The sequence below is a fragment of the Streptomyces aidingensis genome (assembly GCF_900112355.1).
GTDB classification, from domain to species: domain Bacteria; phylum Actinomycetota; class Actinomycetes; order Streptomycetales; family Streptomycetaceae; genus Streptomyces; species Streptomyces aidingensis.
The window spans coordinates 343594-360239 of record NZ_FOLM01000004.1 but is presented as its reverse complement, the minus strand read 5'-3'; the positions used below and the strand labels follow the sequence as shown (position 1 = coordinate 360239).

Below are 16646 nucleotides of genomic sequence, written 5' to 3'. Positions count from 1 at the left end.
AAGATCAACGATCACGGCCCCGTCAAAGCAACGCCTTGTTTCCGGACAGCTTCGGGCGATCCCGAGGCGCTGCCACTGGCCGCCGGAGAGCTGGTGCCCGCCGCGGAAGGTGCGGGAGAGGAGCGTGTCCCATCCGCGTGGCAGTTCGTGGAGGTAGTGGTCGACGCCCGCGTCGGCGGCGGCGCGGGCAAGGCGCTGGTCGTCGACCGGGCGGGAGGCGTCGGAGATGGTGGCGTTGACCCGTGCTGTCATGGGCCACCGAAAGTGGTCCTGGTGCACGATGGAGAAGCGGGAGAAGATCTCGGCGCGGTCGGCTTCGGCGGCGCTGATCTCCTGTGCCGTGACTGCTGGTTCACCGCTGGTGCCAGCCCACTGGACACGGCCGTGCTGGGGTTGGTAAAGGCCGCACAGCAGCTTGACGAGGGTGGTCTTGCCGGAGCCGTTCTCGCCGACGAGTGCGATGACGCCCCCAGTGGTGGGGATGGACAGGGAGACCTCGCGCAGTGCCGGCTCGTCGTCGGCTTGCTCGTTTTCGCCGCGGGGGTAGTGGAAGGTCACCTGCTCCAGTCGGATCTCGGTCAGCCGCTCGGGAAGGGGCAGGCCACCGGTGGGGATCTGCCAGTCCGTGGATTCCTTGAGCAGCCGGTCGAGGTCGGCGACGTGCAGTGCCTCCTGGTTGAGGAAGTTGATCTGCCGGACCAGGCCGTCGAGCGTGCCGGTGCCCGAGCGGATGGCGAGCACGGCGGTGCCCGCCGCCGCCAGTGCCATGGCTCCGGTCCACAGCAGCGAGCCGAGCAGGAAGTACGTGGCGAGGGTGGCGGCTCCCGTGCAGGCGGAAGCCAGCAGGCTGGTGCGGCCGGCCAGCCGGGCCAGGCGAGCCTGCTCGGTCTCCTGGGCCTTGGACATGCCCCGGAAGTGCCGCAAGATGTACGGCCCGATGCCGTGCACCCGGATTTCTGGCGCCGCGTCGGTGTCGATCATCAGGCCCGCCAGCATGCCTGCGCCGCGCGAGTGCTGGATCCAGCGATGGAACGACCGATAGCGGTGGCGTGCCACGGTCAGCGTCGCCCACGCACTGGGCAGCACCATGAGGAGCAGCATGGGCAGCAGCACCGGGTGCAGGACCGTGAGAATCGTCGCGGCGGCCAGCAACGACAGCAGGGCCGAGATGACGGAGACGCAGTGCATGACCATGCGGCGGGCTGATGTCGCGCCGTGCTGGGCGCTCTCCAGAAGGCGGTGGAAGTCCTCGTCCTCCATCGCCGCCATCTCCACTCGATAGGCACGTTCGAGATAGCGCTCACGGGCGAGCCGTTCGACCTTGGGCTCAAGCGGTCCGCTTGCCCACGTGGAGGCCGCCGCACAGCAGGCACCGAACGCCGCTGCGGCGCCGAGCAGGATCGTCAGGGGCAGGACGTCACGCAGGCGGGAAGCCAGGTCCCCTTCGCCGAGCAGAACGGACAGGACCTGGTTGACGCCCAGCAGGGTGAGCGCCTGTGCCGCGCTGCGTCCCACTTCCGCTGTCCCCACCGCCACCGTCGCCCGGCGGTCGGCCTGCCAGGCCAGCAGCACCGCCGTCCGGACAAGGCCGGGCAGTCTGCGGACCATGGCGTACAGGCTGAGCTGGTAGCGAGTCCCCTCGTAACGGGCCCAGGAGGTGTCGTAGACAAGTGGTCCACCGAAGAGTTCTCGCTCGGAGTCGGAGACCTCGGGTGGATGGGCATCCGCAGCACGGCGTTTGCTGAGCTGGGGGAAGAACACGTACACCTCCACGAAGTTGTGCGGGTAACGGTGCGGAGCGGCGGTGCCGGATGTGCCGGCGGAGGCCCGTCACGGCTTGATCGCGATGCCGGCCCAGGACATGACCGCGGCTCCGGGGAGCTCCGCGGCAATGACGTGGGGCTGCCACCGGTGAGCGGGGACGACGCCGGGCGCGAGGAGATTCCAGCCGCGGAAGAAGTCCTCCACTTCTCCGCGGCTGCGCCACTGCGCCGGGATTCCGGCTCTGGCGAGGACACGGAGGGCGCTGCTCAGGGCGACGGGCTGGAAGTCGCTCGTGATGTGCCGGACGGCCAGCGCGCTGCCCGATGGCAGAGCGGATTTGAGCGCCTCGGCAAGTCCGTGCGCCGGGCCGTGCGCGGTGTCGGGCAGGAACTCCAGTACGCCGTTGAGTAGCAGGCCGATGGGTGAGCGGAGGTCCAGCGTGCCGATCACCTCTGCGGCGGTGAGGATGCCGCCGGGGTCCGAGAGGTCGGCGTGACAGATCGCGGTCTTTCCCGGCGGAGCACAGCGCAAGAGCGCTCGTCCGGTGGCCACGACGTGGTAACTGTTGTCGACGTAGACGACTCGTGCGTCCGGACACACCGCTCGAGCGATGTCGTGCACATTGGTGCCGCTCGGTGCCGACAGGCCGCAGCCAATGTCCATGAATTGTCGAATCCCGTGGTGCTGGGCGAGGTGCCGGACGGCCTCCTCGGTGAAGGCGCGGTCGATCAATGCCGCCGTCTCCATGAAGGGGGCCGCGTTGAGGAGGGCGCGTGCGGCCTGGCGGTCGAGCCTGCTGTGCTCCCGGCCGCCCAGGAGTGCGTCGAAGATCCGGGCGAGGCCGGGGCCGTCGAGCTCTTCTCGCGCGGCGTCGGCGGGAAGCCGGTGCAGGCCGTTCGTCCAGGCCCGATGCACGGCCTGGGCCACGGTTCGCGCCCGAAGCGTGCCGAGCAGGCGCTGGTTGAGATCGCTGAGCCGTCGCCCGGACATGCTCTGCGGCCAGAGGGTGCGCGACAAGGGGACACCACGGCTGTGGGCGCGCAGTGCTCTCCACTCGTCAGGGTCGAGGGATACGGGTGAGGGTGGGATGCCCTGGAGAGGGAGCAGGCCGTGGAGATGAGCGGTGTGCACCAGGTGGCCGGCGTGGGAGCGGCAGCCGAGGCTGTCCGCCGCCCGGCTGAGCAAGCTGCGGAACGCGGCACTGCTGACGCCCATGGCGCTGGCTCCTTCGGGAGCCGAGCAGCCGGAGGCCAGCAGATTGATGGCTGTGGCCTGCCGCTCCGTGAGTACCCGACCGGTGGAAAGGCGGTTCATCCTCTCGTTTCTCTCCATGGTGAGGGGCGCTGGTGGCCGCCGGGCGGGGTGCCGAAGGCGGAGGCAAGCGAGCGGTCCGGGGATTACCGAGGGGCGGTGAGGATGACCGGCAAGGAGCGGTAGTCGTTGCCGATGAATGACGGCTGGGGCTCCGGGCCGCCGGGGAGCTCGGCGAGGTGGAGGGCGGGGAAGCGGGTGAAGAGGGCCGGCAGGGCGACGCGCGCTTCGAGGCGGGCCAGTGGGGCGCCGAGGCAGTAGTGGATGCCGTGGCCGAAGGCCAGGTGCTGTTTGTCGGCCCGGTCGATGTCGAAGGTCTCCGGGTTGTGGTGGGTTCCGGGGTCGCGGCCGTGGGCGCCGAAGGCGATGAGGACGAGGTCTCCGGTGCGGATGGTGGTGCTGTCGCCGAGGTCGATGTCGGCGGTGGCGTAGCGCAGGGGGAGGTGCATGATCGGCGGGTGGAGGCGGAGGCTTTCCTCGATGACGTCGTCCCAGCGCTGGTCGTCGACGAGGACGGCGCGGAGCTGGTCGGTGTGGGTGAGGAGTTCGTGGACGGCGTGGGTGATGAGGGAGACGGCGGTTTCCGATCCGGCGCCGATCATGAGGATGAGGGTGCTGATCAGCTCGTCGTGGCTGAGTTGGTCGCCGTCGGTCTCGCGGGCGGCCAGCAGGATGCTGGTCATGTCCTGGCCGGGGGTTTGGCGCTTGGTGTCCAGCAGGGTGTGCATGGCGGCGAAGAGGTCGTGACGTATCGTCTCGGCCTGTTCGGGGGTGACGCTGGTGTCGAGTACGGCGTCGATGACGCGGAGCATGTCCGGGCGCTGGTCCTGCGGGACGCCGAACAGGTCGCAGATGACCCGGGTGGGGATGGGGTAGGCGAAGCGCGAGCGGAGGTCGATGGTCTCGCCGTGCGGCATGGTGTCCAGGGAGCCGAGGAGGTCCTGGACGATCGCGGTGATCGCGGGGCGCATGGCCTGGATGCGCCGGGGCGTGAAGGCTTTGGAGACGAGGTTCTTCAGCCGGTGATGCTCCGCACCGTCGCTGGTGAACATGGAGATGACGTCGACCCAGGCGGTCAGCCAGGGTATGGCTCCGGGCCGGTAGCCGGGCCAGCTCTTGCGGGCGTCCTTGGAGATGTGCGGGTGGGTCAGCAGGCGCTTGGCGACGTCGCCGCGGGTGACGGACCAGGCGGTCAGGCCGCCGGGAAGGCGGACGGGCACCGCCGGGCCGAGGGTACGCAGTAAGTCGGCCTGGGCGTAGAGGTCGCGGCCGGTGGTGTCGAGGGTGAGGGGTTCACGGTCGCCGGTCATGTGGGTGTTCCTCCTGGCTTCGCGGTGTCGAGGGGGTCGGCCGGGCGGGGCCGGAAGCGGGTGGGCATGGCGGCCGGGCACTGGTGGAAAGGTCCGGGACGGAACGGGGCGTCGGGAGCGGTGAGTTCGAGGTCCCAGAGCTGGTCCAAGACCGCTTCGATGGCGTGCTGCGCGATCACGCCGGCGTGACTGTCCGCGGGGCACCGGTGCGGGCCGGCGGACCAGGCGAGGTGGGAGCGGTTGTGGTAGCCCAGTCCGGCCAGGGCCGGGTCGGTGCCGGTCGCGGCATGGCTGATCAGGATGGGCACGCCGGGCGGGATGGGCACACCATGCAGTTCGGCCGGGTGCCTGGCGTAGTGGACGCTGAAGTTGGCCATGGGCGAATGGGTCCACAGGACCTGTTCCATCGCCCGGCGCACGGTGACCGTGCCCCCGGTGAGCGAACCGGCGTAGGCGTCATCGGTCAAGAGGAGACGCAGGCCGGAGGCGATCCAGGCCGCCGTCGGGATGGTCCCGGCCCCGACCAGGACGACGAGCTGGTGGAGGATCTCCTCGTCGGTGAGCCGGTGCGGGTGGGCGAGCATCCAGGAGGTGACGTCCGCGCCCGGGGCTCTCTTCTTCACCTGGATCAGTTCGGCCAGGCAGTGCGCCAGGTCGGCAGCCGCCTGCCCGGCCGTGGGACCGGCGTTGATCATGCCCTGGCAGGCGGTCACCATGCGGGAGGCGAAGTCCTCGGGGCAGCCCAGCAGATCGGCGAAGACGAGCAGGGGAAGGGTGTCGGCGAAGTTGGTCATCAGGTCGGCTTCACCAATGGGCGCTATGCGGGCGATGAGCCGGGTGGCATGGGTCAGGGTCGTCTGGCGCAGGCCATGGAGGTCGATGCGGGCCAGGCAGTGGTCCATGGCGGTCCGGAGGCGATGGTGCCGCTCGCCGTCCGCGTACAGCAGGCTCGGGCGGAAGGCCATGAGCGCCAGGACGGGGCTGTGTGGCGGGACGTGCCCGTTGTTGAGTGCCGTCCAGTGGCGTGAGTCCTTGCTGTACGTGTGCGTGTCGTTGAGCAGGGCGACGGCGGCCCGGTGGCTGGTGACGACCAGGGCGTGGACGCCGAGGTCGATCTCGGCCCAGGCCACCGGTCCGGCTGCGCGCAGGGCTCGGTAGGCGTCCTCGGGGCGGCGGGCGAAGTCGTCGCCGAAGAGCCGCGGGGCGTTCTCGGGCGGCCGGCTGGTCACACGGGCTCCAGGTCGGGTCGGGCGAGGATGTGGGAGACCAGGGTCACCAGCCCTTGGACGGAGGAGGCGCGGTCCCGGGCGTCCAGCAGGACCAGCGGCGTGCCAGGGTCGAGGGTCAGGGCGTCGCGCAGCTCGGCGTCGCCGTACGCCGGGGCACCGTCGAAGGTATTGATAGCCACGGTGTACGGCAGCCGTGCGTCCTCCAGGAGGTCGATCGCCTCGAAGCTCTGGTCCAGGCGCCGGGTGTCGGCGAGGACGAGGCCGCCGAGCGCTCCTTCCATCAGCGAGCGGACCATGCCGCGGAAGCGGGGCTGCCCGGGGGCGCCGAAGAGGTAGAGCACGATGTCCCCGGCGAGGGTCAGGCGGCCGAAGTCCATGGCGACGGTGGTCGTCGTCTTCTCGCGGAGGTCCCCGAGGTCGTCGATCAGCTCCCCGGCGCGGGTCATCCGTTCCTCGGTGCGCATGGGCCTGATCTCGGAGACGCTGCGCACATAGGTGGTCTTGCCGACCGCGAACGGGCCGAGGACAAGGATCTTGACCGAGCGGGCCGCGGCCGGGACGTAGCGATCAGATGCTTTGGAGTCCACGCAGAACCTTCTTCAAGAACTCTCGGTCGTGCTTCTGGGCGGCGGGGACGAAGGGCGCGACGGCGACGAGGTGGCCGCTGTCCACGAGCGCGGAGACGATCACCTTGGTGACGGCGCCGGGCATCTGCAGGTGGGCGGCCACCTCCGCCACCGACAGCACTCCGGCGCGGCACAGGTCCATGACGCGGTGGGACTGCGCGTTCAGGCCGGCCATCGGCAGCTTGGGATCGGCCTTGAGGAGGGTCGCCTCGTCGAGGGTGGCGCGTGACGGGATGGCCCGCCCGCCGGTGGCGGTGTACGAGCGGACCATTCCGCGGCGCCGATGGCTGCGGCGGGTCATGGCGCGGTGGTCCGTTCCCGGGCCTCCAGCACGGGCCGCAGTCCGTTGATCATCTTCAGGGTGGCGGTGATGGCGACGGCGGCCTCCTGCCCGGTGGAGTCGCCCTCGACGGAGACGCCGACGCCGGTCCGCTCCCCGGCGGCGAACAGCAGCACGGTGCGGGTCTTCAGATCGGTCACGACATGCCGCAGTGGCAGGTTCTCCTCGGCCGCGCCGCAGAACGCGGCGAGGTCGGCCTGCAGGGACTTGACGCCGGCGAAGGCCGCGGCGGCCCGCTCGGCCGCCTCCCGTGCCAGGTTGTCGGACGCGGCGAGAACCAGGCCGTCGGAGCTGAACAGCAGGGCGCTGACCACTCCCTTCTCCTGGGTGAGCTTGTTGACCGCCCAGCTCATGTCCACGCTGTCGGCGGTGTGCTGCGGTTCAGTCGTCATGGCGTTGTCCTTGGGAGTCGGTGGCCCCGTAGCCGTGGGTGAACGCGTTGCGCAGCCGCTCGAAGCCGGCGGCGAGAGATGCGGGGTCTGAGGTGTCGGTGGTGGCCTCCTGCGTGGGCGGCGCCGTGCGTGCCGCCCGGGTGCCCCGCGGCTGCCGCTTCGGCAGGCCGGCCGGGGTGGGTGTGGTGGTGCCGGCGCGCTCGGGCACGTCCTGGGGCGATGGCGCGGGCGCGGGTTCGTCGGCGGGCGGCTCGCCCATCAGCTTGTCCGGGAGGAAGAGCACCGCCTTCACTCCGCCGCCGGCGGAGGGCGCCCCGACATCGACGCGGAAGTGGTAGTCGTGGGCCAGGCGGCCGACGACGGCGAACCCGAGTTTGCGTTCGTCGGCGAGGGCGGTGAGGTCGAGGAGGGGGCGGCGGACGAGCAGCCGCTCGGCCTCGTCGCGCTGGAAGGCGTTCATGCCCAGCCCGGTGTCCTCCACGACGATGCGATGGCCGGTGGGCGTCTGCTGGGCGTAGACGGTGACGGGCTCGCTGGAGTAGTCGGTGGCGTTGGCCAGCAGTTCGGTGAGGGCGACGGTGACAGGTTCGACGACCCGGCCTTCGACGTACCGCTCCCCCACGTCCGCGAGGTAGGTGTATTCGACCCGGTCGTACGGGCCGATGCGTCCCCGGGCGCTCTCCACGATCTCCCGGATGGTGCAGTTGGCGCGCTGCATGCCGGGCCAGGAGCCCGCCAGGATGCGCAGGCGCTGGACGGTGTGCAGGGCCCGGGTGGTGAAGTGGTCGATGTCGGTGAGGCTCTGGTGGTAGGCGCCCGTCGGGCCGTCCTTGCCGAGTTCTTCGTCGATCTTCATCTGGAGCCGGGCCAGGAGGGTCTGGGCCTCGTCGGCGATGCCGCGGACACCGGCACGAGCTGCTTGCGCGGCGTGCTCCCGCACGGTGGCGACCGCCTCGCGCAGCAATGTCTCAACGGCCCGGTGGTGTTCCGGCACCGGCGTGCTTCGGAGGAAGTCGTGCAGCGGACCCGGCACCGCCGCGTCGGGGTGGCCGCGTACAACCTCGTCAACCAGAGCGGGCAGTTGGTGGCGGGCGAGGTGGCGGACCTCGTCCACGACAGCCTCGTAGTAGCGGAAGTTCCGCTCGGCGACCTCGCGCAGTTCCTTGCCAGCGATGACTGCGGCGTCCCGCTCCCGGAGGGCGGCGCGCTTCGCCCGTACCTGCACGGCCAGGGCGGGCAGCACGGCGGCGAGGCCGGCGGTCGGCGCCAGCAGAAGCAGTAGGTGCGGTCCGGTCATGGGTTTCCTAGGGCTGCGTCGGCGGAGATGGTGCGCGCTGCGGTGCTGGGTCTCACGCGGCGGGGATGTCCCGGCCGAGGGCCGTGGAAAGGGCTCGCTGGTGGACGAGGCCGGTACGGATCAGGCTGGCCTTGGCGGTGAAGCAGTCGACGATGGTCATGTGGTTGGCGGCCGGGCAGGTGCCTCCGTCGATGGCGAGCGCGACCTCGAGTCCCGTGGCGCTGAGGAATTCACGGACGTCGTCGAGGGTGATGGCCGGCCCGGGGTCGTCGGGACCGGCGTTGCCGGAGACGTTGATGGTGGTCGCGGCGAGAGGTACGCGGGCCAGCGCGGCCAGGCCGCCCAGGACGCCGGGGGCCATGGTGACGAGGGCCGGCGAGCCGACGGCGGTCATCCGGGCGGCGCGCTCGGGCTCTCGCCAGGGCAGCATGAGGGCGAGATCGCCCGGCCAGAAGGCTTCCGCGAGCAGCCGTGCCTCCGAGGTGAGGCGGAAGGTCTGCTCGCAGGAGGTCAGCGAGGGGGTCACCAGGGCGAGGGGCTTGCTGGTCGGCCGCTGCTTGCTCTGGAAGATCCGGCCGCACGCCTCGGCGTCCGAGGCGTCGGCGCAGATCATGTACCAGCGGCTGGTGGGTACGACGACGAGCTTGCCGTCTTCGAGCGCGCGGGCAGCGGCCGGGAGGTCGTGAGGTTGGATGATCCGCATGGTGAGCTCCTGCGAGGGGGCGTGGGTCATCGAGTGGCCGGCCGGGCGTCGGGGGTGGCCAGCGGCGGGTAGTCCAGCCAGGGGTTCCGCAGCGCTTCCAGCCGTCGCCCGGCGTGGTTCGGGTGGGAGACACGGAAGTAGGCCATCGCCCTCGGCCGGCTGGTGAGGTTCCGGCCCACGGCGTGCGGCACGAGGTGGTGCATGAGCAGCAGGTCTCCGGGCCCTCCGAGCAGGGGCACCCCTTGTTCGGTGCCGATCTCGGGCGGGGTCTGCTCGGTGATGCCGAGCGACCAGGCGGAGCCGAACCACTCGGCCATACGCAGGTGCCCACCGGGCACGTAGTGCAGGGCGCCTCCGGCCGGGTCGTCGATCTCGGAGAGCACCACGCCGACGAGGAGGGAGAACGTCCGCAGCTCCCGGGGATCGAGGTGCGGGCACGCCACTCCGTCGACGTGCATGGCCTTCTCCGGCTGGGCCCCGCGGACTTCCGCATCGGGGAGGCGGAGCTGTATCTGCACGGTGGTGACGGGCGCCACCGTGCCGAGCAGGTCGACGGCCAGCTCCCGCACGCCGGACCGGTGAAAGAGGTCCAAGAGGGCCGGTTCGCTGCCGAGTTCGGGCGCGAAGGTCCGCTGGGTGTAGGCCGCTATGCGCTCCGGCACGTATGCCTCGCGGTACCAGCCCTCGATCAGCTCACGAGCGGGAGCGGTCAGCTGGTCCGGGACCTGGGCGCGGCGGATGATGGCGCCGTCGCGCTTGAAGCGCGCCTTCTCTTCCTCGTTCAGCAGCATGGGGCCTCCCGCTGGGCCCGGTCACGGGAGTGGCGTGCGGCGATGGCGGACAGGACATCGCCGGCCGCCCGCAGCGCGGAGGAGAGCAGGGCTTCGCCGAACTCCGCGCTCGCCGAGCGCGGGTCGCTCCCCATCACGCCGTCGACGGCGAGTTCCGGTGCGTCGGTGCTCCAGGGCCAGGTGACGCCGCGGTCCAGGACGCGGGTGTGCAGATGTCCGACGGGCGGCAGGGCCCAGCCCTTCCGGAGTCGCAGCACGTCCACATCCTGTGAGGCCAGCGCCAGCATGAGGGAGGTCTCCCGTGCTCCCGCGTGGATCTCGGGGCGGCCGTTGACGACCAGCAGCCTGCGGGCGGGGGTCGACGTGATGTGGCCCCGGACGATCCGGGTCAGGTAGCCGGTGAACTCCGCGATATCGAGGGAGACCGTTCCCGGTGACCAGGTGTGCTCGTGGGACAGGCCGTACGGCACCGGCGGCAGGATCCACAGGTCGTGGTGTTCGCCGTACCGCTCGGCGAGCAGCGCGCTGAATCGCTCGGCGATCACGGTGTCCGTGTCCAGCGGCAGATGGGGACCGTGCTGTTCCAGTGCGCCGAGCGGCAGACAGAGGATGGAGCGCTCGGTCAGCCGGGCCGCCACCTGGTCGGCCTTGAGGCGGGCGAGGTGGCGCGGGCGGCTCAGCACGCCGGTCATGACGCGGCCCGCCGTCCGATACGGATCAGGAAGGAGTTGTCCTCCCGGAAACTGTCGTCGTCGCTGAACGGGGCGAGGGCTTCCTTGACGGCCTGCTCGAAGGCCGGGCGGCGGTCGCCGAAAAGGTGCGGGGCGGCGAAGGAGGTGGAATAGAGGTAGCCGAGGACGCTCTCGGTGGTCCACGTCCGGACCACCGGAACGCTGACCTCCTCGACCTCCGGGAACGGCGACTCGGCGAGGATGTCGCTGTACGGCCGGTTGTGATGCTGGAAGGTGCCCTGGCCGGCTCGCCGTTCCTCGCCGAGGAATTCGTGGATCGTCGCGCGGACGGCCTGCTTCCACGGGCTGTCCGCCGCCCAGAAGCTGCTGTCGCCGAAGATGGCCACGGCTCCGCCCGGCGCCACCTGGTTGTCCAGGCGGGCGAGGACGGCCTTCTGGTCGAGCCAGTGGAAGGCACGGCAGATGGTGACAAGGCCGGCCGTCCAGCCGGGCGGCGGGGAGAACTGCTCGGCGGTGGACTGGATCAGGGTGAGCCTGCTGCCCTCGGGGAGGGCCGGCATCAGCGCCTGTTCGGCCGCCGCGAGCATCTCGCCGTCGTTGTCGATGGCGATGATGTCGGTGAACCGGTCCAGCAGGGCCTCCACCACCAGCCCGGTGCCGGTGCCGATGTCGAGCAGCCGTCGGGGCGTGTGCCGTCCCACCGCCTGGTCGAGGATCGCGGCGACGGCCTCCGGGATGCCGGGCCGGTATTGGCGGTAGTAGCCGACGGTTCCGCGGAAGAGACTCATGCTGTGCTCCGGGAGGGTAGGGCGAGGATGTGGTGGACGGCGTCGGGGAAGTCGTTGGCCACTGCCACCCCGTGCTCAACGAGGAGCGTGTGGTCCGGGGCGGGGCGGCCGTGGCTGATCCACACGGCGGGCACGCCCGCGGCGATGGCGCCGAGGACGTCGCACTGCCAGTCGTCGCCGATGTGGAGCAACCGGTCCGGTGCCGTGCCGCGCGCCGCCGCGATGGTCAGGAAGGCTCGGCGGTCGGGCTTGGCGTAGCCCAGGTGGCAGGATGGGTAGAAGCCGGAGATCCATGGATGGAAGTGGGCGCGCAGACCGTCCGTATCGGCGTCCGGGCAGGCCACGTTGGAGAGCGTGACGACCGTCGTCTCGCGGCTGAGCGAGCGCAGGGCGTCTGCGGTGCCTGGGTAAGGCTCGAAAGGTGCCGGCCGGTGGACGCGGGGGAACGCGGACACTGGAATGCCCAGGTCCCCGCAGACTTCCGCGATCAGGTCGTCGGTCAGGGCAGGCCGCGTGTGCAGGCGGTCGCGCAACAGGGCCCGCGCCTCCCGCTCGGCGAGAGGAGAAGCCCGCACCAAATGGGTCGTGAGGCCGCAGCCGCGGGCACGTCCCAGGGTGCCTCCCACATCCACGCTCACCAGGTCCGGGCGTAGTTGCCGCATCACGGAGTCCTCGCCTCCTCAGGCAGTGCGGAGACGATCACCTGGATGCGGGCCTGGCGGATCGCCTCGGTGCTGGCTTCGCCGAGGTAGGCCAGGGCATAGCGGAGCTGCTGAAGGTCGAGGGCGGCGAGGCTGCGGCCCGCACGCTCGGCCGCTTCCGCCAGATCCGCCGGCACGGCACCCGGCCGCAGCCCGTGCGGGAGCGAGAGGATCCCTGTCCAGCGGGTGTCCTTCTCCGGCAGTTCCGCGAGGGCCGTGGGCCGCAGCACGGTGAGGTCGTCGAAGGTGAGTATGCGGACCGGCAGCTGGCACCCGTTGAGGTCGAGGCTGCCGGACAGGAAGGTGTCGTGACCTTCCAGCCGCTCGGTCAGGACGAGAAGCGGGCCGGACGGCGCGGACTCGACCCGTCCGGTGACGGGAAGGTTCACCGTGTGCTGCAGCATGACAGGCTCCTGGGTTCCGTGCCGAGACCGGGACGGGTCGGCCGAGGCAGGTGTCCGTGCTCGGGGTGAAGCGGCTCGTCGTAGAGGAGCTGCCGCTCGGGCTCCCACTGGAGCCGGTACTCGACCGCCGTGACGGCGGCCGGAAAAGCGGCGGCGAGGTGCAGCGCGGGCATCAAGGACCTGCCATGCGGATAGACAGGGATTCCGGCCGCATGCGCGTGACGTGTGATCGCGACAGCCCGGGTCAGGCCGCCGCAGCCGACGACATCGAGCGTGAGAGCGGCCGGGCGGGCCGCGGCGAAGGGCAACCCGGGATCATCGGCAGTCGTGAGACGCTCACCGAAGGCAAGGGGCAGGTCCGCTTCGGCAAGGCACCGCAGGCCGGGATCGCGGTAATCCGGGAGCGGGTCCTCCAGCCACACCAGGGCCGACAGGTCGGCCCGTTCAGCGAAGGCCCGGACCAAGAGCCGGGTCCAGGTACCCACCGCGTCCACGGCCACCGGCCCCTGCACCGCCTCGGCGGCTCGCGCCACCGTCGCTGCGAACTCTGCGCCCGATATGGAGATCCCCGACCGCCTTCGGAGTCCCCATTTGGTGAAGAGCCACCCGTCCCGGGCGGTTCGCCGAATCAGTCCGGGGTCGGCTTCCAGCAGTTCCTGGGTAAGCCAGGAGGCGTAGGCGGGCACGTCACGGCTCGGCTCCTCGGGCGCGAGAAGATCGGCCACACCGAGATCCGCGAGCCGGGCGTGCGCATCCCAAGCGGCGCAGTCGACGGCGCCGACAGCCCAGGAAGCCTCCACGCTCGCCCCGGCCCCGATCGCGGCGACCAGCCTCCGGTTCAGTCCTTCGTGATCCTCAACGGGGAACCCGACGACGGCCGGCGCGAGCACCTCCAGCGCGTAACTCGCCACCCGCGCGCTGATCGCGCCGTACCAGCCGGACCGGCCGCCAGCCTGCACGGTAAGGAACACGGTGTCGGGATGCTTCTCCCGGTCAACCTCGAGTTCAGCGACGCCGAGTTGTTCGATGGCGCTCATGCTGACCGCCTCCGCTCCGCGAGCAGCGTGCGCATCGCCCGCCCGACACCATCGGCGTCGAGGCCGAGGGAGGCCGCGAGCTCCTTCTGTGGCATCGGCCCGGGTGGCTCTCGCCATCCGGTGACCTCCACGTGCCGGTCGCGCAGCCTCGCGCCGAGCAAGCCCCATACCGCGGCTGGGTGGCCCAGGGTGAGCACCAGCAAGGAGGCGTGATCGCCGAGGTAGTGACGGAGGTCCGGATCGGCAAGGCCACGAGGCCAGATCTGGGGATCACCGAGAACCGTCAAGTCGAGGACCCCGACGGTGCGCACCCGCTTCCGGTCGGCGGCGGCAAGCCCATCGATCGCTCGCCGAGCCGTCTCGGCGGGCAGGTCGCCGGCCACCACGACCGTCAGGTCCGGCTCCGCGTCTCCGCTGAGGTCCGGCCAGACCGCCAGCCCTCGGGTCACCTCTTTCTCGATCGTGTGCGCGGGCTGGTCGGCGGTGATGTGCTTGCCGGCCACCACGACGTTCACCTGGCCCTCGGAGTGCAACGCCACGTCGAGCGCCCGGGCGGTCCTGGTGGCGTCGGCGGGCACCAGGACGTGGACGGCCGGGTCGCCCAGCGCCAGCAGGGTGGTGGCGAGAGACGGGTCTCCGTGGGAGTAGACGTTGTGCCAGCCGTAGGAGGTCAACACCAGGTTCAGGCTGGGGACTGGCAGTTTGGCCTGGAGGCGCCGCTGCTTGAGGTGCGCCACCAGGCCGCTGGTGAACAGCGGTGCGAACGCCTCGTAGGAGATGAGCACGCCCCGCCTGCGAGCCGCCGTCCACCCGGCCAGCCACTCGAGCAGCACCTCCTCGGCGAGGACCTCCGTGCTCCATTCCATGTCCACGAGTTGCCCCAGCCGGTTGGAGCCGAGCTCGTCCGGGCTGAACACACGGAAGCCCCCGGCCGCCGAGTGGGCCCCCACCGTCGTGGTGACGGCCTCGGCGAAGCTGATGAATCTCCCCTGGCCCGGGGTCGCCTCAGCCTTCCGCTCCGATTCCGGACGTTCCGACGGCAAGCGGTGCCACCGAGCGGCATCGAGCGCCCGCGCGAGGGCGCCCGTCGGCTGGCCCTCGGCGTCGAAGAGCTCCTGTGGACGGTAGGAGGCGAGCCACTCCCGTAGCAGTTGAAGCTGCTCGTCGTCGCGCCACAGGTTTGTCAGCGGCGTCTTGTGCGTCCTCGGTGTACCGAGGACTCGCCGGCCGGACATCGTCTCCGGCCCGCCCCACCCCTTCGGGCAGCAGAGGAACAGCGCACAACGTCGGCGCGAAGCCGTCATCTCCACGGCTTCGCGCAGGGCATGGCGAAAGGCGCGGTGCTCCTCCAGCGATCCGTCAGTCACCTCGGTGATCAGCGGGTGCCAGCCAAGCCCGCTCGCATAAGTCTTGAGCTGGCCCTCGGCCATCTCGCCCAACAGCGACCGGCCTCCCATACGGAAGCCGTTGACATGCACCACAGGCAGAACCCGGGCGGTGGGGATGGCGTTGCCGGCCAGCCAGGCCGCAGCGGTGGTGGGCGTCTCGCACTCCCCGTCACCGATGACCGGCATCACGATGTGGTCCGGCACCGCGAGGGCAGCGCCCTGCGCGAAGGCGAGGGCCCCGCCGAGCCGCCCGCCGCAGAAGCCGCCCGCCAACAGGTGGGGCGTAACCTCGGATCCGAGTCCGTCCACCTCCGGGAACGCCTGGCACAGCCGCGTGAGCCCTTCGCGGTTCCGCGAGAACCGAGACCGGACCCTTCCCAGCTCTCCGGTCAGCCAGGCCATCGCGAGCTGGACGACACCGGCGTGGCCCGCCCCCAGCAGCGGCACAAGCCTCTGGCCGTGCGCCGCATCGCCGGCCGCGAGTCCGATGTGGCCGAGGGCCCAGGCCGTGCCGGGCACGGTTCCCCAGTGTCCGCTGGGACGTGGCTTGGTGTGGGCGGCGGTGAGAGGCTCGGACAGGAGCACGTTCTCGTGCAGATGCAGCAGGCCCACGGAGGCGTACACGGCGGCCCGCCACAAGGCGTCCGCCCGCAAGGTCGTCTCGTCCATCAGGCACCGGCCAGGGGCTCGTCGGCGAAGGTGAAATACCAGAGCGGGCGGTAGCACTCCCACGCGGCCGGGCGCAGTCCGCTCGGCGCCATGACCTCTTCGACGATCTTGCGCACCTGGAGGTAGTACTCCAGGCCATGCGCTCCCGGCGCCCGAAGTCCGCCCATGATCGGGTTGTGCGCCTGGTAGACCTGGATGTTCGGGAATTCCGTGACGTACGGGGCGAGAGAAGCCATCCCGTCCCGGAGGGCCTCCAACTCGTCAAGGCCCGCGATGTACGTGAACGAGGTGCTGTGGCCCGCCGCCAGCGCCTGCCGCAGGACGAGGACCAGGTCCGTCGGGGACACGGCCGCCTTGCTCGCCTTCAGCAACAGGTCCCGCCGGGTGAAACACTCGGCCGTGAGGCGCAGCACGAACGGAGCGGCCAGCTCCGCCAGGATGGCGAACGCTTGCGGCGTACGCAGCACGGACGTCAGAAATCCGACCCGCGCGTCGATGCCGTGCCGGCCGAGGGCGGATCGCAGATTCACGAGATGCTGAACGGCCGCCTGTTCCCGTTCGAAGCACCCGGTCGAGACGGTGACTTCCTCGACCTGCGAGAGGTCGCGCTGCGGGTGCTGCTCCCGCAATGCGGTGAGGAGTTCGTCGAGTCCCCGTTCCTCGGCCAGCCTGGGGTCGGCCGCTGCCTCCAGGGTGTTGGGGCAGAAGGCACAGCCGACGCAACGGCTCCGGGCGTTGGGGTTGAGAGTGGCGGCACGGCCACCGTGCCGGAAGTAGCCGCCTACCGCCTCGTCCGCGGCCACTCGCTCAACAACCGCGACAGGCTCGTCGCCCCAACGGAGCCAGCCCGCGTCATCCAGCCTGAACGGGGAGTCGTCGGCGTCGAGCGGAACGATGATCTGCCAGGGCACGGACGGCGCGGTGTCCAGTCGTACGGACAGCCGGGCGCGGTGGTGCGGCACTGACGAGGCGATCCCGTAGAGGTTGAGCGAGATCAGCAGGGCGTCCTCAACCGGAACCCGGTATCGCCGGGCGAGTCCCGCCACCTCGTCGAGTGTCCCCGCGGAGGTCCGTCCGCTGAGTGCTGTCGCCATGCCGCTTACTCCGTCCCCGTTGGCCGTGGAAGGTCCTGGCACCAAGCCCGCGGCTCCGCTCTACGGGTCGCTGACCGGGGGAAGAGAGTGCAACAGCGAGTGAGGACGCC

Annotated in this window: 17 protein-coding genes; all 17 read right to left on the bottom strand. The window is 70.8% G+C overall.

What is annotated here, in order from left to right; translation table 11 throughout:
• Nucleotides 1–1767: ATP-binding cassette domain-containing protein (locus BM242_RS29860; protein ID WP_217652433.1), on the bottom strand; the 1767-nt coding region annotated here is incomplete at its 3' end.
• A gap of 63 nt (nt 1768–1830) precedes the next feature.
• Nucleotides 1831–3078 carry an SAM-dependent methyltransferase gene (locus tag BM242_RS11030; protein ID WP_175541360.1) on the bottom strand — a complete coding sequence of 416 codons (1248 nt, stop codon included), beginning with the start codon at nt 3076–3078 and terminating at the stop codon, nt 1831–1833.
• An 83-nt stretch (nt 3079–3161) separates the two neighbouring features.
• A complete protein-coding gene (locus BM242_RS11025) occupies nt 3162–4385 on the bottom strand; it encodes a cytochrome P450 family protein (RefSeq protein ID WP_093838556.1) in 1224 nt (407 codons plus the stop codon).
• Nucleotides 4382–5614: a cytochrome P450 family protein gene (locus BM242_RS11020; protein WP_093838555.1), complete on the bottom strand. Its 1233-nt coding sequence runs from the start codon at nt 5612–5614 to the stop codon at nt 4382–4384. The genes BM242_RS11025 and BM242_RS11020 overlap by 4 nt, the downstream gene beginning before the upstream one ends.
• Nucleotides 5611–6201, bottom strand: a complete 591-nt coding sequence (locus BM242_RS11015; RefSeq protein ID WP_093838554.1) for a GTP-binding protein — start codon at nt 6199–6201, stop codon at nt 5611–5613. The genes BM242_RS11020 and BM242_RS11015 overlap by 4 nt, the downstream gene beginning before the upstream one ends.
• Nucleotides 6182–6541, bottom strand: coding sequence for a DUF742 domain-containing protein (locus tag BM242_RS11010; RefSeq protein ID WP_245833974.1), 360 nt, complete (start codon nt 6539–6541; stop codon nt 6182–6184). The genes BM242_RS11015 and BM242_RS11010 overlap by 20 nt, the downstream gene beginning before the upstream one ends.
• On the bottom strand, nt 6538–6972 hold the full coding sequence (locus tag BM242_RS11005) for a roadblock/LC7 domain-containing protein (protein ID WP_093838553.1): 435 nt from the start codon (nt 6970–6972) through the stop codon (nt 6538–6540). Before BM242_RS11005 ends, BM242_RS11010 begins: the two co-directional genes overlap by 4 nt.
• Nucleotides 6962–8269 carry a sensor histidine kinase gene (locus BM242_RS11000; protein WP_093838552.1) on the bottom strand — a complete coding sequence of 436 codons (1308 nt, stop codon included), beginning with the start codon at nt 8267–8269 and terminating at the stop codon, nt 6962–6964. The genes BM242_RS11005 and BM242_RS11000 overlap by 11 nt, the downstream gene beginning before the upstream one ends.
• A 52-nt stretch (nt 8270–8321) precedes the next feature.
• Complete coding sequence (locus BM242_RS10995; RefSeq protein ID WP_093838551.1) at nt 8322–8972, bottom strand: L-threonylcarbamoyladenylate synthase; 651 nt, start codon at nt 8970–8972, stop codon at nt 8322–8324.
• A 26-nt stretch (nt 8973–8998) separates the two neighbouring features.
• On the bottom strand, nt 8999–9763 hold the full coding sequence (locus BM242_RS10990) for a phytanoyl-CoA dioxygenase family protein (protein ID WP_093838550.1): 765 nt from the start codon (nt 9761–9763) through the stop codon (nt 8999–9001).
• The gene (locus BM242_RS10985) at nt 9754–10455 is read right to left on the bottom strand and encodes a creatininase family protein (RefSeq protein ID WP_093838549.1); all 702 of its coding nucleotides are present in this window, start codon (nt 10453–10455) and stop codon (nt 9754–9756) included. Before BM242_RS10985 ends, BM242_RS10990 begins: the two co-directional genes overlap by 10 nt.
• Complete coding sequence (locus BM242_RS10980; protein WP_093838548.1) at nt 10452–11243, bottom strand: class I SAM-dependent methyltransferase; 792 nt, start codon at nt 11241–11243, stop codon at nt 10452–10454. The genes BM242_RS10985 and BM242_RS10980 overlap by 4 nt, the downstream gene beginning before the upstream one ends.
• A complete protein-coding gene (locus tag BM242_RS10975; protein WP_175541359.1) occupies nt 11240–11881 on the bottom strand; it encodes an HAD family hydrolase in 642 nt (213 codons plus the stop codon). Before BM242_RS10975 ends, BM242_RS10980 begins: the two co-directional genes overlap by 4 nt.
• Nucleotides 11882–11904: 23 nt before the next feature.
• Complete coding sequence (locus tag BM242_RS10970; protein WP_093838546.1) at nt 11905–12348, bottom strand: hypothetical protein; 444 nt, start codon at nt 12346–12348, stop codon at nt 11905–11907.
• Complete coding sequence (locus tag BM242_RS10965; protein WP_175541358.1) at nt 12330–13385, bottom strand: mandelate racemase/muconate lactonizing enzyme family protein; 1056 nt, start codon at nt 13383–13385, stop codon at nt 12330–12332. Before BM242_RS10965 ends, BM242_RS10970 begins: the two co-directional genes overlap by 19 nt.
• The gene (locus BM242_RS10960) at nt 13382–15442 is read right to left on the bottom strand and encodes a phosphoketolase family protein (RefSeq protein WP_093838544.1); all 2061 of its coding nucleotides are present in this window, start codon (nt 15440–15442) and stop codon (nt 13382–13384) included. Before BM242_RS10960 ends, BM242_RS10965 begins: the two co-directional genes overlap by 4 nt.
• Complete coding sequence (locus BM242_RS10955) at nt 15442–16536, bottom strand: hypothetical protein (protein WP_093838543.1); 1095 nt, start codon at nt 16534–16536, stop codon at nt 15442–15444. Before BM242_RS10955 ends, BM242_RS10960 begins: the two co-directional genes overlap by 1 nt.
• Nucleotides 16537–16646 lie beyond the last annotated feature (110 nt).

What these genes read in the sequence shown, in the direction of transcription:
- BM242_RS11030 (WP_175541360.1), bottom strand. Translation starts at nt 3,078, where the DNA reads ATGAACCGCCTTTCCACCGGTCGGGTACTCACGGAGCGGCAGGCCACA.
- BM242_RS11025 (WP_093838556.1), bottom strand. Translation starts at nt 4,385, where the DNA reads ATGACCGGCGACCGTGAACCCCTCACCCTCGACACCACCGGCCGCGAC.
- BM242_RS11010 (WP_245833974.1), bottom strand. Translation starts at nt 6,541, where the DNA reads ATGACCCGCCGCAGCCATCGGCGCCGCGGAATGGTCCGCTCGTACACC.
- BM242_RS11005 (WP_093838553.1), bottom strand. Translation starts at nt 6,972, where the DNA reads ATGACGACTGAACCGCAGCACACCGCCGACAGCGTGGACATGAGCTGG.
- BM242_RS11000 (WP_093838552.1), bottom strand. Translation starts at nt 8,269, where the DNA reads ATGACCGGACCGCACCTACTGCTTCTGCTGGCGCCGACCGCCGGCCTC.
- BM242_RS10995 (WP_093838551.1), bottom strand. Translation starts at nt 8,972, where the DNA reads ATGCGGATCATCCAACCTCACGACCTCCCGGCCGCTGCCCGCGCGCTC.
- BM242_RS10990 (WP_093838550.1), bottom strand. Translation starts at nt 9,763, where the DNA reads ATGCTGCTGAACGAGGAAGAGAAGGCGCGCTTCAAGCGCGACGGCGCC.
- BM242_RS10985 (WP_093838549.1), bottom strand. Translation starts at nt 10,455, where the DNA reads ATGACCGGCGTGCTGAGCCGCCCGCGCCACCTCGCCCGCCTCAAGGCC.
- BM242_RS10980 (WP_093838548.1), bottom strand. Translation starts at nt 11,243, where the DNA reads ATGAGTCTCTTCCGCGGAACCGTCGGCTACTACCGCCAATACCGGCCC.
- BM242_RS10970 (WP_093838546.1), bottom strand. Translation starts at nt 12,348, where the DNA reads ATGCTGCAGCACACGGTGAACCTTCCCGTCACCGGACGGGTCGAGTCC.
- BM242_RS10965 (WP_175541358.1), bottom strand. Translation starts at nt 13,385, where the DNA reads ATGAGCGCCATCGAACAACTCGGCGTCGCTGAACTCGAGGTTGACCGG.
- BM242_RS10960 (WP_093838544.1), bottom strand. Translation starts at nt 15,442, where the DNA reads ATGGACGAGACGACCTTGCGGGCGGACGCCTTGTGGCGGGCCGCCGTG.
- BM242_RS10955 (WP_093838543.1), bottom strand. Translation starts at nt 16,536, where the DNA reads ATGGCGACAGCACTCAGCGGACGGACCTCCGCGGGGACACTCGACGAG.